Genomic DNA, 12,848 nt, shown 5'->3' with positions numbered 1-12,848 from the left:
TCGATGATTACCTTATACAGCACTGAAGGATGCCATCTCTGTGAGATGGCGTTTTCGCTCTGTCAAAGTGTCGGCATTGACCGTCTCGTTGAGCACGTCGATATCGCGTTCGACGATAAGCTCTTCTCTCGTTACGGTGTCACTATTCCTGTGCTTTGCGCAAACGAGAGTGAGCTTAATTGGCCCTTTGACAAACAACAACTGATTCAATGGTTAGAGAATAATGGCATTACTTACCATCAATAACGGATTACTCGCATACGGTGATCACCCTTTACTTGACCACGCAGACTTCGCATTACAAGACAATGAGCGTGTCTGTTTGGTTGGGCGAAATGGCGCTGGTAAATCGACGCTCATGAAAGTGCTTGCTGGCGAAGTGCTGCTTGACGACGGTAAACTGACCGTCACGCAAGATGTGGTGGTATCGCGTCTTGAGCAAGATCCGCCACGAAATCAAGAAGGCACCGTGTTTGATTATGTCGCGGGTGGACTGGCTGAAATTGGTGAGCAAATTAAGATCTACCAAGATCAACTCGATCTATTAGCGGTTGATCCATCTGAGCAAAACATCAACAAATTAGCCCGTATTCAGGAGCAACTTGAACACACTGGTGCGTGGCGTTTCGAAGACAGGATTAAAAACGTCCTAGCCGCGCTTAAACTTGATGGCCACACTAAATTGACCGACTTGTCAGGTGGATGGCAGCGTAAAGCCGCATTGGCACGCGCTCTAGTGCGTGATCCTGATGTATTGCTGCTTGATGAGCCGACTAACCATCTCGATGTGACCACGATTGAGTGGTTAGAAACCTTCCTTAAAGATTTTCGTGGTTCCATCATCTTTATCTCTCACGACCGCGCTTTTATCAAATCTATGGCGACACGCATCGTCGATCTCGATCGCGGTCAGCTTGCCTCGTTTCCCGGTGACTACGACAACTATCTCGTGGAAAAAGAAGAGATGTTGCGCGTTGAGGAGATGCAAAACGCAGAGTTTGATAAGAAACTTGCGCAAGAAGAGGTTTGGATTCGTCAGGGCATCAAAGCCCGTCGTACGCGTAACGAAGGACGTGTTCGTGCGCTGAAAAAGTTACGCGAGGAGCGTCTCGACAGGCGAGAAGTGCAGGGTAAAGCGAATATCCAGATTGATGACGCTGCGCGTTCAGGAAAAATTGTTTTCGAAGCGCAGAACATCAACTACTCGATTGAGGGTAACCCAATTGTCCGCGATTTCTCTTTCAATATCATGCGCGGCGATCGGATTGCATTGGTTGGACCGAATGGATGCGGTAAGAGTACGCTTCTCAAGCTGTTACTTGGCTCTTTACAGCCTGATAGCGGTAAACTCCACTGCGGAACTAAACTGGAAGTCGCTTACTTTGACCAGTATCGAGAAATACTAGATCCGGAAAAGACGGTGATCGACAACCTTGCTGATGGTAAACAAGAGGTGATGGTCGGCGGAAAGCCAAGGCACGCACTGAGCTACCTGCAAGATTTCTTGTTTGCACCAAAACGCGCGCGTACACCGGTAAAAGCGCTCTCTGGCGGTGAAAAAAACCGACTACTTCTGGCGCGTATCTTCCTCAGACCGAACAATTTATTGGTGCTGGATGAACCCACCAACGATTTGGATATCGAAACTCTGGAACTTTTAGAAGATTTGCTTGCCAACTATCAGGGTACGTTGCTTTTAGTGAGCCACGATCGTCAGTTTGTTGATAACACAGTGACGACCAGTTGGATCTTTGAAGGTAATGGTGTGATTGAAGAGTTTGTTGGTGGCTACCACGATGCTCAGCAACAAAGAGCACAAGCGCATCAAGCCCGCGTGGTGGAAAATTCAGCAAAAGCAGTTAAACAAGTTGAGGAAACTCCCAAATCTGCAGTCACTAAGGCAAAACCGAAGAAGTTATCTTATAAACTGCAGCGAGAATTAGAAGCCTTACCCGCTAAGTTGGAAGAGCTCGAGGCGCAAATTGAAGCGCTACAAGGGCAGGTGAATGACCCAGATTTCTTCGCCAAACCGACTGAGCAAACACAAACTATTTTAGATAAGCTCGCTCATACAGAGCAAGAGTTAGACGTTGCTTTCGAGCGTTGGGAAGAGCTCGAGGCAATGCAACAGGAAAGTTAAACAATACGATGAGTAGTAAGATCTTCAAAATATCCATGATTGCCGCCACAGTATCGGCGGCATTTAGTGCTAATGCGGCGTTGTATAGTGTTTATCATTATTCAGATGGCTCATACTCTAGCAGCTACGGTGTTGCTGTGCAGGAGTCCACTTCAACTGATGAGTCGTGCTGGGAGACTGCATGTAGTGAGTCTAGGTATAGTATAGCCTTCGAAGGTAAGAACTATAATGAGGGTTTCGAATACCGTCATGAGTCACCTTTTTTAACGCGTTTCGGTTTCGACTACATTGACTCAACTGATGATGTTTGGTCTAACTTCAGGAATTACTGCTATAACTACTTAGGGTATGCAGACACGCTTTGCGAAAATTGGGCGACTAACCAGTACACATACGGTTACTTGAATGAAGAAAGTGATAACTTTGATGGAACAGCGTCTTTTTTCGATGATGGGAGTCAGATTTTTGATGCTAAAGGAAATGTTATCACAAATAGTATTACCTCTGATGGACAACCAGTAGGTAACTACCAAACATCCAGTCGACGTAATACTGCTTTTCTAGGTGATAGCCTTGTCTTCACAAGTGGTGATAGATCTCGCGCTTGGTCTTTACTGGAAGATACAAATACTAGATATCTAGTGGGTAGCGTATCGAATATAGTGAGCGATAGCAGCACAGATTATACGTCTAACGCTGTAGTTTGGGAGATTGACTCCGGGACGAGTGATGTAACGCTTAAAACGATAAGTTGGGAGAGTGGCGCAGGTTCGGATGATCCTATTTACCCTCAAGGAGCCGCGAGAGATATCACTTTGATTGACGGTTCTATTTATGCTGTTGGTTATAATACAGATTCTGATGAATACCTAAGAGCCGCTATATTCTCTCGAAATAGTAGTTCGGGTGATTGGACGAGCCAATTCGTGTCCGGCTTCGACTCTGGCGATAGAAGTATTAGTAACTACCTAAATTCCGTTGTATCCGCTGTCAATGAAAATGGTAAGGCGATAGGAACCTATAAACTGCGTGACATTTTAGTAAATGGTTCATATTCAAATGGCCTGTTTTACGTCAGTGATGTCACTTCTCCCACTGCAACTTTGTTTAACGATGACGTGCTTTTCTACGGTGCCAACGGTAAAGCTGGTGGTATCAACAATGATGATTTAGTTGTTGGTGCTGTTGATTTTGAAACGCACCGCGAGTACAACGGTAAACCGCGAGCTCAGAGAGCATTCATTACTACGCTGGATAGCAGCAATAGTACACCTATTAAAACGAGTCATTATCTAGATGACCTCACCTATTCTGCTAGTTCACCAGATACAAATAATGAGTATCGTATTATTGATGCGACCGATATCAATGATGCAGGTGTCATTTCCGGCACTGCTTATTATTGTGCTGGTGGATTCTCTACGTATTCAATTGAATCATCTTGCGACAGCGGTAGTGAAGTCGTCGCAGTTAAACTTATACCAAACTCGTCTAGTCAAACGATTGAGTCACGTCCCGCCGCGACTACTGACACCGTTGACAGACAGGGCGGTTCACTAGGTTTCTTTGCTTTGATGCTACTTTCATTCCTAGGGTTCCGTAGAAAGTAGGTTAAATTTTAAACTAGAGCACAGCCTCACAATTTTGACGCTGTGCTTTTTTTATATCTTGTGAAAGTGCCGTTGATCGACGATTCTTAATTGTGGAGTCACAAAAGCTCCATGAAAAGTTAATAGTAGTACGTTAAGAAACACCGTATGTATGAGGACGACACTATGAAGAGACAAAAGCGTGACCGCTTAGAGCGAGCTCAATCTCAAGGGTACAAAGCGGGGCTGAATGGCCGCTCAATGGAAGCCTGCCCGTATCAGCAGATGGATGCTCGGTCGTATTGGCTCGGTGGTTGGCGTGATGCCAGGGACGACAAGCAGTCAGGTCTCTACAAATAACTCTTAACCCACATACTGCAAGGAACTAAGCCCCGAAAGGGGCTTTATCGTAGATATCTAGTGCACTATAACTAACCAGATTGAGCACAAAAAAGCGACTCGAGTGAGTCGCTAGAGAAAAGATTTAGAATTTTAGAAAGCAGACGTATCTTGGAAAAGACCAACTTTAAGATCTTTCGCTACGTAAATTTCTTTACCGTCGACAAGTACGCGACCATCCGCTAGACCCATAACAAGCTTACGGTTAACAACGCGCTTCATGTGAATTTCGTACGTCACTTTCTTCGCTGTTGGGAGAATTTGACCGGTGAATTTCACTTCACCCACGCCAAGTGCACGGCCTTTGCCTTTACCGCCAACCCAGCCGAGGAAGAAACCAACCAATTGCCACATCGCATCAAGACCAAGACAGCCTGGCATCACTGGGTCACCAGGGAAGTGGCAATCAAAGAACCAAAGGTCAGGAGTAATATCAAGCTCTGCCAGAATCAAACCTTTACCAAAATCACCTTCTGTTTCAGACATCTTAGTGACGCGATCCATCATTAGCATGTTGGGTGCAGGAAGCTGAGGGTAGCCTGGTCCGAACAGTTCACCTTGACTTGATGCCAGTAAATCTTCGCGGTTATAAGAATCTCGTTTGTTTTGCATTATCAATTACTCCAAATTTTGATAGCAGCATGTTAGTGAACACGTGTACGCTAAACAACTCCGATCAGTAAAAATGTGACGAAAAGAAAGCTTTAGCGAAGCCAACTCTTGATCTTGTCCATTAAGCTTAAGGGTTGGTCATGACGCTCAAAGCTCTCTATACGCTCAGCGATTTTGCTAATAACGCTCGATTCGTCGTCTCCTCGGAAGGGCTTACCCATGATCAACGGGATGGCCTCATCAACTGTAGACACCGACCAAATATGGAACTCGTTATTCTTGATACTTTCTATGACGTCTTTGTGAAGCGCTAAGTGTTTTAAGTTCGTCTTAGGTAAAATGACACCTTGATGCCCGGTGAATCCCTGGTGCTTACAGACGTGATAAAAACCTTCGATTTTCTCGTTTAATCCACCGACAGCCTGAACACGGCCAAACTGATCGACCGCACCCGTTACGGCAATTTGCTGATTAATAGGGTACTCGGAAAGGGCACTGACAAAAGAGCAGAGTTCAGCGAGAGTCGCACTGTCACCATCCACTTCGCTATACGACTGCTCAAAGACGACAGACGCGGAATATGGCAGTGGTTCATCGAGATTGAGTGCGCTGCTGACGAACGCTTGCATGATCATCATGCCTTTCGCGTGTAAGTTACCGCCTAGCTCGGCCTTTCGCTCTACATCAGAGATGTCGCCATCACCAAAATGAATCACGCAAGAGATACGTGCCGGCTCACCATATGAGAGCGGGTGTCCTGGGACATCAATCACAGTGAGTCCGTTCACTTGGCCAACACACTCACCTTGCGTTTCAATCACGACTTGTCCTTCGGTGATATCCGACAGGGCGCGCTCACAAAGATATGACTCACGCTGGTACTTAGCATCAATCGCACTTTCTATGTCGTTGGCAGTGATGACATCGCTCTTAGAAAATAGCAGTGCCTCTTTAATAATCGATTGATACCAACTCACATCAAGTGGCATAAAGCTTTGGTCTTCGGTGTGCCTTGCACCGGCAACCATGACGCGTTTAACCGCATCAACCTCCAAGCTTGGAAGTTGGTACTGTGTTGATAACCAAGAGAGATAACCCAAGTAACGTTCAATGGACGCTTGGTTGAGAGCAACATCTAGCTCCACCTCGCTGTACATCGACAGGCGGCTAAACAGCTCAGGTTCTAGGTATTCGAGCTCAGCGAGTTGGTGTTGATCGCCCAATACGATGAGTTTCGCTTGGGTTATTGCCGTAGGGGCTTGATTCGCGGGGCGCGCGGCGTTGCTATTGATAAGCGGGTAGGATTCTCCCATTATCGCTGACTTGATTGCTGGCCAATGAACAGAGTGAGCTAGTAGCAAGTTGGCAGAGATAATGACGATTCCGTCGTCAGTGGCTTGTTGAAGTTGACCTTTTATCTGTGTGACAACGTCACCAGATTCATTGCAACTGTAGTGACCCAAAAGTGAGGATGCGTCAATGGACTCAGAGCATAGAACCTGTTTGGACTCATCAATCTTGTGAAGGGATTGCTTCAGCAGGCTTCGGTAGTGTGCATTATCCGGTGCATTAAGCACTAGGCAACGATAGTGTTCCAGTTTGCAAAACGTGTTCAATGTCTGCTTAAGGCGCGTTTGAATATCGAGAAAACTCACTTGCGGTAGAGTCGAGAATTGAGCCAACACTGCGTCAAAATGATCATAGTGTGGGGTCACGGTGCGCCAGCTTTCTTGCTTCATTGAAATCCAATTGTTTTATTAAAAAATGGAGTGGAATTATATAGAAAACTGCCTGGCTTATATAGGGGGAACATGTATAAGTTACACATCGGGGCATAACGGGCAATAACGTATTGTGTCATTGATCTTGCTCTTAATTTGCTCACAAATCACTTTCAACTCAGCGCGTTATGAGTTACGCTGTCACTCAAACGGTTAGGGGAAGAACGACTAGGGAACGGCTGACATGAAATATCAACAATTGGAAAACTTAGAATGCGGATGGAAGTGGACTTATCTCATCAACAAGTGGAAGGCCGGTGAGTCGATTACACGCTATGTAGATCGAAGTGAAGCCGAGACCGCTGCTAAGTATCTTCAGCAAATCCAGCACGAGCCAGTAAAAGTTCTCGAATGGATAGACAAGCACATGTCGCCTGAGTTGGACATCAAGTTAAAGCAAGCAATCCGAGCCAAAAGAAAGCGTCACTTCAATGCAGAACAAATCCACACCAAGAAGAAGTCCATCGATCTTGATTATCGTGTATGGGAGAAGCTGTCTTATCGCGCCAATGAGCTGGGGTGTACCTTATCAGACGCTATCGAATACTTACTCACCGAGGCATCGCGCAGCGAAAAAGCGAGTAAGACGGTCAGTAGCTTGAAAGAAGATTTAAGTAAGCTGTTAGATTAAGGGGGTTGTATGTTGTATGTGATTGTCATTGCTGCGGTCGTTATTTTTTGGTTAGTCGCCGTCGATAGACCGATTTTGAAAGCGAAGTTCGTAAACGGTAAATTAGAAAGCGAGAAAGGCCATTTCCCACCAAGCTTTCGCCACAATGTCTTAGAGATTGCGGAAAGAACGCCTTTTGATGGGGAGTTGAAAGTGTATCAACAACGAACCGGGACTAAACTTGTGTTCTCTAAGCAAGTCCCTAAAAAGGTCCAGCAACGCATTAGAAATGTATTTCCACACCAAGGGTTTAAATCGAAATCCGGAAAGAAAGCCCATTAACGTATGGCTTTCGCATGATAATTAAAGTGCCTCGTCGTAAAACGGTCATCTAGTCTCACCACGCCACCTTGCAATAAGTAAGGTGGTAGAGGAGGTGACCACATGAAATCTTTACTAATCTTTCTCTTTTGTTCCTTTCATGCATTCTCAGCTTTTGCTGACGACGCAGAGCGTTACCCTGTAGCAAAAAAGATCAAGAAACACGTTCTTAAGCAGTTAAATAAATCTGGTGTTCAAGGTTTTTGTGACGTGTACGTACACACTAAAATTGACGATAAGTATCTGAAAGTTATCAGAGTTAACTCATCTGGTGATCATCAGGTTTGCGATCAGTCAAAGAAAGTAATCCCCAAAGGGAAGCGTTACAAATCCTCAATACCACACGCCATTATTCATATCAGCAGATATTAGGCACTATAACTAATTTGTTTAGGGTAAAATCGAAACTTTGTTTTAAAACTGTGAGGACGGTCAAGGAATGGGACAAGGGGAAAGAGATCCCAAAAGAATGTAAAAGGCTGATGCGTTGGTACAGCGGGCGGGAAATGTCACATCATAAAGATTGGGATAACTTCAAAATGTGTAACGAGTTTATGGTCCTGCCAACTGGTAGGAGCGTAACGCCACAACAAGTGTTGGCAGGTATCGCGCTACTAGAAATACAATCTGAGTTGGAGCTAAGAACTACTAGTAAGCTACTGAGATACGCAAGAGCAATTGCAAAACTAAGGGCCTAATACGTAATTGATAAGCCTACCAATACGCAAGCAGAAGGCCACAATGATAATTTCATTGATCATCCGTATTGTACCTACTTGTAACTATATGTTTTTATGATATTTTACCCTATGTACTGACATAGTGCAGTCACGTTTACATTTTGAACTGTATGAGTTTATAAGAGGAGCTATTGGTGGGTACTCGCTGTGTATGGGTAGAAGCCCCTTTCAAGGAATTAGGAACCTGGGAAACCGAAAAGGTACAGGTAGGATCAACTGTAAACCGAGTAGAAAAAGGCATTTTTAATAAAAAGCTAGTCGATCAAGTAACTCCAGTTTATGAAGAAAAGAAGGTGTGGAAACCAAGAGCAATTTCAGACAGTCTGATTGATGGACAAAAGCTTAGCGAGCTAATAAACGATGCAATTCAATCATTGGAAAATGAAGGTTATGAAGTAGTTTCTATCACACCCGTAACATCAGGTAAATATGACTATGACTATGAAGCTCCCATCGTAAACGCCAGGGATCGAGCCAGCTACGGTTGGGGTTACGGTTATAGTTTTACAGAAGGGGTGACAATTTTCGCAAAGACTACAAATTCTCAAGATTAGTGTACGTCAAACGTTCATCAATATTACATTTGGTTAGGAACATCCTCAAAACAGAGGATAAAGAATGAAGGTGAAAAATGAAAACATTGTTCATATTGGCCGTAATTCTTATCGTTGTCATTGGTGCTTTTATTAGTATTTTTGATAGAAAGAGGATAGGCAAGTATTTCTCAAACAGAGGTGAGGTAGTTCTTGATATTACTTGGAAGCTTTTTGGTAAAGGTTGGGCTTCTGAAGCGGGAAAAGAAGGTGGCGGGAACAGAATATATAAGGTTACCTTCACTGATATCTATGGCAACAAGAAGCAAGCATGGTGTAAAACAGCTATGCTTTCTGGTGTTTATATGACTGACGAGAAAATAATAGAACCAGCAAAAGTGGAAGGACGAATTATGTCTGACGCAGAGAAGGTTGCATTACTTGAAGATGAAATTCGGAAGTTAAAAATGGAACAAAACGGTTAATATTCACCAAGTAGACTATCACCAAAGAAGGCGCTATCATTTTCTTGCACGTAGTGGCCGACGAAAAGCGGCCGCTACGTACGTTTTTTTAGACCGCTGAATCAGATAATTTACATTTTATTGTGGGTGAGCATGTGAATAAGAACGTGTTAGCAATATTACCTATATTATGTTTGTCTATGAATTCGAGTGCTTCCAACCAAGAAGAACTGCAAGAAAGATTGGAGCAAATCTTAAGAGATTCACAAGTTGATATTGGGAATAGTGAAGCTTCTAGATACTTGGCTATAAATTCGAACCTCATTAATAAAAAACTTGGCTCATTGAAAGAGTATGTGGGGCAAGATTGCACTGCAATTGTTTCGTTATCGGACGACGGAAGGGTACAAAACATTGACTTAAGCAACCAGCAAGAACTTTGTAGAAAGGTTTTTAATACGGTTTGGAGCATTTCTCGATTCCCAATGCCAACAGACAAACATGAACGAGATAAACTAACAACAATGAGGTTGCGAGTGACGCCTTTATGAACTCTTTAACAAGGAATATCTAGCAGTCAGATCGCATTGTTCAAGCCTGAAATAACCAAGGTATGTGGAATTTACCCCCGTAATACAGGTCGGGGGTTTTGCTCCGCTTCGTTGGCCCATCGACCCTTTCTAATCCTACCCGTTGAACGTCCTTCAAGTTGCTGTTGCTTAACCCGCCACTGATGTGGCCAGTCTCTGCGAGGCGTATCTTTGCAGGAAGGGGGCGGGCGGGCCTGTCGAGTGAATGCAGTGACTAACCGCGCCAGTTGAGTTTATCGATCTCTGAACTTAGGGTGGATGGCTTGGTGCTTCGTTCGCGCTCCGCACTCTCTTTTCCCTGCGGGGCGGTATGTTAAAAAAATGACATACCAGACTCACTCAGATAGCGCCGCACTCAGCGCTCCTCCTCCTCAGTCTTCGTCTTCGTCGCTTTTTCGCTTGGCGCTATCTTAGAATAGGTTGATTTGGGGTTGGCTTGGCGGGAGCTGGGGCGTGATGGACTCCCGCGAGGTAGGTTTGCAGGCAATGGTTAAGTTCACCGCTTGCTTGGTGAGCTTGAGCAAGCAGTCATCATAGTGCACGTATTGAATCCCGTTGGCCTTGAGAAAGAGGTCATGTAATGACCCAGAGAAGAATTGGACATGATATTGTGTCATTCTAATCAGGAGTCATTATGAGTAACGAACCAGAAGTAAAACGTTGGACCGCTAAACGCAAAGCGGAACTTGTTAAGGACATCATCAAAGGTAAAACAACCGCCAAGGAAGCCGCTAGAACCTACGATCTGACGCCTTCTGAGATTGAGCGCTGGGTTGATGATGCCTTGGGTGGTATGGAGAACGCTTTAAAGGCTAATCCTAAGGATGTGACTGAGCAATACGAAAAGAAAATTGATGATTTGCATGCAGCCTATGGTGAAGCAATGCTTCAAATCAAATTTCTAAAAAAGCTCAATCGCCATCTCGACCAGAACGACGAGTAATCATTGCTATCAGGGATGAGATGGCGCAAGACGGCGACAACGTTTCTGTCTCTCAATTGTGCCGCTGGACAGGGCTTCCTCGGAGTACTTTTTACTATCGAGCCAAGAAGCGTAAGCCAAAGATCAACGAGTGGCTGGCAACGAAGATAAAGAGGCTTATTGATGCCTTACCTTATGCAGGGTATCGCACCGTGGCATTTTTGTTGGGTGAAAACAAAAACACCATCCAACGCATAATGAAGCTGAAAGGTTGGCAATGCCGAAAACGCCAAATTGGCTTTAGGCCTCGTGTAGAAGCCAATGCTTCCGTCGCCCAAGCACCTGATCAGCGCTGGTCTACGGACATCGCAAGAGTCTGGTGTGGTCAACAAGATCGCTGGGCAGCACTGACGCTGGTCATGGACTGTCATACTCGAGAAGTTTTAGGCTGGAGTCTTAGCAAGAGAGGCAATGCCAAATCCGCTGTCGCAGCCCTAGAGGATGCCTTATTGACTCGTTATGGTGTCATTGGTCGAGCAACGCCAGGACTGCAACTGCGAAGCGACAATGGTTTGGTTTTTACCTCTCGCCTCTACACTACGTTAGCGATGCAGTACGGTCTGACTCAGGAGTTCATTCAACCACACACGCCACAGCAAAATGGCATGGTTGAACGCCTGATAAGAACCATTAAAGAGCAGTGTATTTGGATGCACAACTTTGGTTCTTTAAGTGAAGCTCGCTTTGCCATCGGCAAGTGGCTTGAGTTCTACAACAACGAGCGTCCACATCAGGCGCTTAAGATGAAAACACCTGCTGAGGTGTATGCTTTAGCAGCTTAAGTTGTCTAATTTTGGCTGGGTCATTACAGTCACTCAAGTAATACATACACACCGTCGGGCGTGGCCGCTTCCAGTGTGACCAAGAACTCGATGCCGTTGTTGGTTCGGCGTAATGAGTGCCCCATGTAGTAGAGCGATTGGACATCGTACAGGCCAAGCATGTCTCTCAGCCTGTCGACACGAGTAGCTGCACCAGTGGCACCAGAGTTAACCGCACTCCTATCCCCACCATGAGATACAGTAGGATCATTTTGATGATCCTTTTGGCCAGTTTGCCCAGTGTTCGGGGAACCGGCACTCTCACTTGATAGCGTTTGCGGCGGCGCATCCGTCTCAGAAGCACCAAAAACCAAATCGGATAGACCATAGATAAAATACCCCATAAACGACACGCCCAGTATCAAGATACCCAAGTAGAGCGGGTTCTTGAGCAAGACATTCATTTGGCCAGAGCTTTGGGCCTTGCCTGTCGACGTCGACTTATAGAGCAAGAACGCGTCGAGCGGTATCTTGACCGTCACTAAGTTCGGGTCGCGCTTGGCGGGTAGCGCTGGCGTGGTGATGTCTTTCTTGTGGCGATAGATGTAGGGCTTGCGCTTTCCAAACAGGAAACCGTCACGCCCTTTGTGAAAGAAGCATTCCTCGGCACAGGCTTTGATGCCTGAGTCGATTTGCTTCCAGTCAGGAGACAGCAGTTCGATGTCCCAATTGTAGTGACGATGACGCATGAACCCCTCATTGAAGCTGAACGGGTAGATGATGCGGCCATCCTCATCGTATTCGAGTTTCCCGCAGTCGTCGGTGTCGGCGGGGTCGAGTTTGGTCAGGTCAACGGGGATGTGGCGAGAGTTGAACAAGTTCTCATATCCATCGGGCAACCAGTCTAGGAAATCCGACAGGGGACGATGACGGACTTTGCGCAAATCAAAGCCGACGTTCTTGGAGAAAATATCCTGGCACTCATCGATAACAATGAGCGCCCCAATCGGACACCAACAAAAGAAGTATTGCCAAAGTTCTAAGCCTTGTTCGTTGCGACTCGATACGCGGATAAGTTTGGCGGTCGATGGGAACTGGATGTCGAGACGCTTTTCAATCTGCTTTAAAGGCTGCATCCCTGAAATGTTCGTGACAACAATGCGACCCGCTTTGAGGGCTTCGAGCACCACATAGTAAGCGACATAAGACGATTTATACGCGCCATTAGCGCCCGTTCGAATACGAATGGCCATGCGTTACACCCTT

General features: G+C 45.5%; 17 protein-coding genes. 13 read left to right on the top strand and 4 right to left on the bottom strand.

Going from position 1 to position 12,848, the window contains the following annotated elements; all coding sequences use genetic code 11:
• Positions 1-3: 3 nt before the first annotated feature.
• The 4 genes from AC6R0R_RS07990 (at position 4) to rmf (ending at position 4,089) form a co-directional block, all read left to right on the top strand.
• Positions 4-246: a glutaredoxin family protein gene (locus AC6R0R_RS07990; protein WP_500626309.1), complete on the top strand. Its 243-nt coding sequence runs from the start codon at positions 4-6 to the stop codon at positions 244-246.
• Positions 224-2,140, top strand: a complete 1,917-nt coding sequence (locus AC6R0R_RS07985; protein ID WP_500626308.1) for an ABC transporter ATP-binding protein — start codon at positions 224-226, stop codon at positions 2,138-2,140. Before AC6R0R_RS07990 ends, AC6R0R_RS07985 begins: the two co-directional genes overlap by 23 nt.
• A gap of 8 nt (positions 2,141-2,148) precedes the next feature.
• Positions 2,149-3,750: a DUF3466 family protein gene (locus AC6R0R_RS07980; RefSeq protein WP_500626307.1), complete on the top strand. Its 1,602-nt coding sequence runs from the start codon at positions 2,149-2,151 to the stop codon at positions 3,748-3,750.
• 165 nt (positions 3,751-3,915) lie between these two features.
• Entirely contained in the window at positions 3,916-4,089 is a 174-nt protein-coding gene (gene rmf / locus AC6R0R_RS07975) for a ribosome modulation factor (RefSeq protein ID WP_334555374.1), read from the top strand.
• 132 nt (positions 4,090-4,221) lie between these two features.
• Here rmf and fabA read toward each other — a convergent pair whose 3' ends face one another.
• Both fabA and AC6R0R_RS07965 read right to left on the bottom strand, forming a co-directional pair.
• Positions 4,222-4,740 (bottom strand): bifunctional 3-hydroxydecanoyl-ACP dehydratase/trans-2-decenoyl-ACP isomerase, encoded by a 519-nt coding sequence (gene fabA / locus AC6R0R_RS07970; RefSeq protein ID WP_004743352.1) that lies wholly within the window; start codon positions 4,738-4,740, stop codon positions 4,222-4,224.
• Positions 4,741-4,832: 92 nt separating this feature from the next.
• Positions 4,833-6,479, bottom strand: coding sequence for a S16 family serine protease (locus AC6R0R_RS07965; RefSeq protein WP_500626306.1), 1,647 nt, complete (start codon positions 6,477-6,479; stop codon positions 4,833-4,835).
• A 226-nt stretch (positions 6,480-6,705) separates the two neighbouring features.
• Here AC6R0R_RS07965 and matP point away from each other — a divergent pair, with 226 nt between their 5' ends.
• The 7 genes from matP (at position 6,706) to AC6R0R_RS07930 (ending at position 9,800) form a co-directional block, all read left to right on the top strand.
• Positions 6,706-7,152, top strand: coding sequence for a macrodomain Ter protein MatP (matP, locus tag AC6R0R_RS07960; protein ID WP_500626305.1), 447 nt, complete (start codon positions 6,706-6,708; stop codon positions 7,150-7,152).
• Between the two features lie 9 nt (positions 7,153-7,161).
• Positions 7,162-7,473: a DUF3634 family protein gene (locus tag AC6R0R_RS07955; RefSeq protein ID WP_487901990.1), complete on the top strand. Its 312-nt coding sequence runs from the start codon at positions 7,162-7,164 to the stop codon at positions 7,471-7,473.
• Positions 7,474-7,575: 102 nt separating this feature from the next.
• Positions 7,576-7,884, top strand: a complete 309-nt coding sequence (locus AC6R0R_RS07950; protein WP_500626323.1) for a hypothetical protein — start codon at positions 7,576-7,578, stop codon at positions 7,882-7,884.
• Complete coding sequence (locus tag AC6R0R_RS07945; RefSeq protein WP_500626322.1) at positions 7,878-8,210, top strand: regulator; 333 nt, start codon at positions 7,878-7,880, stop codon at positions 8,208-8,210. The genes AC6R0R_RS07950 and AC6R0R_RS07945 overlap by 7 nt, the downstream gene beginning before the upstream one ends.
• Positions 8,211-8,386: 176 nt before the next feature.
• Positions 8,387-8,806: a hypothetical protein gene (locus AC6R0R_RS07940; protein ID WP_500626304.1), complete on the top strand. Its 420-nt coding sequence runs from the start codon at positions 8,387-8,389 to the stop codon at positions 8,804-8,806.
• A 77-nt stretch (positions 8,807-8,883) separates the two neighbouring features.
• Complete coding sequence (locus tag AC6R0R_RS07935) at positions 8,884-9,270, top strand: hypothetical protein (protein ID WP_500626303.1); 387 nt, start codon at positions 8,884-8,886, stop codon at positions 9,268-9,270.
• A gap of 134 nt (positions 9,271-9,404) precedes the next feature.
• Positions 9,405-9,800: a cell envelope integrity TolA family protein gene (locus AC6R0R_RS07930; RefSeq protein WP_500626302.1), complete on the top strand. Its 396-nt coding sequence runs from the start codon at positions 9,405-9,407 to the stop codon at positions 9,798-9,800.
• A gap of 449 nt (positions 9,801-10,249) precedes the next feature.
• Here AC6R0R_RS07930 and AC6R0R_RS07925 read toward each other — a convergent pair whose 3' ends face one another.
• Positions 10,250-10,456 (bottom strand): hypothetical protein, encoded by a 207-nt coding sequence (locus AC6R0R_RS07925; RefSeq protein ID WP_500626301.1) that lies wholly within the window; start codon positions 10,454-10,456, stop codon positions 10,250-10,252.
• 17 nt (positions 10,457-10,473) lie between these two features.
• Here AC6R0R_RS07925 and AC6R0R_RS07920 point away from each other — a divergent pair, with 17 nt between their 5' ends.
• Complete coding sequence (locus AC6R0R_RS07920) at positions 10,474-10,782, top strand: DUF1153 domain-containing protein (RefSeq protein ID WP_234498051.1); 309 nt, start codon at positions 10,474-10,476, stop codon at positions 10,780-10,782.
• The gene (locus AC6R0R_RS07915; RefSeq protein ID WP_500626321.1) at positions 10,737-11,603 is read left to right on the top strand and encodes an IS3 family transposase; all 867 of its coding nucleotides are present in this window, start codon (positions 10,737-10,739) and stop codon (positions 11,601-11,603) included. The genes AC6R0R_RS07920 and AC6R0R_RS07915 overlap by 46 nt, the downstream gene beginning before the upstream one ends.
• A gap of 29 nt (positions 11,604-11,632) precedes the next feature.
• On the opposite strand, the gene AC6R0R_RS07910 is transcribed toward AC6R0R_RS07915, so the two are convergent.
• Positions 11,633-12,835: a zonular occludens toxin domain-containing protein gene (locus tag AC6R0R_RS07910; RefSeq protein WP_500626300.1), complete on the bottom strand. Its 1,203-nt coding sequence runs from the start codon at positions 12,833-12,835 to the stop codon at positions 11,633-11,635.
• Between the last annotated feature and the right edge of the window lie 13 nt (positions 12,836-12,848).

The organism is Vibrio sp. R12-SW3-ISO1 (assembly GCF_059834005.1).
Note: the sequence above shows the minus strand (reverse complement) of the source record. Positions and strands in the feature narration are given on the sequence as shown.

Coding starts and splice junctions, on each gene's coding strand:
- AC6R0R_RS07990 (WP_500626309.1), top strand. CDS start 4: ATGATTACCTTATACAGCACTGAAGGATGCCATCTCTGTGAGATGGCG.
- AC6R0R_RS07985 (WP_500626308.1), top strand. CDS start 224: ATGGCATTACTTACCATCAATAACGGATTACTCGCATACGGTGATCAC.
- AC6R0R_RS07980 (WP_500626307.1), top strand. CDS start 2,149: ATGAGTAGTAAGATCTTCAAAATATCCATGATTGCCGCCACAGTATCG.
- rmf (WP_334555374.1), top strand. CDS start 3,916: ATGAAGAGACAAAAGCGTGACCGCTTAGAGCGAGCTCAATCTCAAGGG.
- fabA (WP_004743352.1), bottom strand. CDS start 4,740: ATGCAAAACAAACGAGATTCTTATAACCGCGAAGATTTACTGGCATCA.
- AC6R0R_RS07965 (WP_500626306.1), bottom strand. CDS start 6,479: ATGAAGCAAGAAAGCTGGCGCACCGTGACCCCACACTATGATCATTTT.
- matP (WP_500626305.1), top strand. CDS start 6,706: ATGAAATATCAACAATTGGAAAACTTAGAATGCGGATGGAAGTGGACT.
- AC6R0R_RS07955 (WP_487901990.1), top strand. CDS start 7,162: ATGTTGTATGTGATTGTCATTGCTGCGGTCGTTATTTTTTGGTTAGTC.
- AC6R0R_RS07950 (WP_500626323.1), top strand. CDS start 7,576: ATGAAATCTTTACTAATCTTTCTCTTTTGTTCCTTTCATGCATTCTCA.
- AC6R0R_RS07935 (WP_500626303.1), top strand. CDS start 8,884: ATGAAAACATTGTTCATATTGGCCGTAATTCTTATCGTTGTCATTGGT.
- AC6R0R_RS07925 (WP_500626301.1), bottom strand. CDS start 10,456: ATGACACAATATCATGTCCAATTCTTCTCTGGGTCATTACATGACCTC.
- AC6R0R_RS07920 (WP_234498051.1), top strand. CDS start 10,474: ATGAGTAACGAACCAGAAGTAAAACGTTGGACCGCTAAACGCAAAGCG.
- AC6R0R_RS07910 (WP_500626300.1), bottom strand. CDS start 12,835: ATGGCCATTCGTATTCGAACGGGCGCTAATGGCGCGTATAAATCGTCT.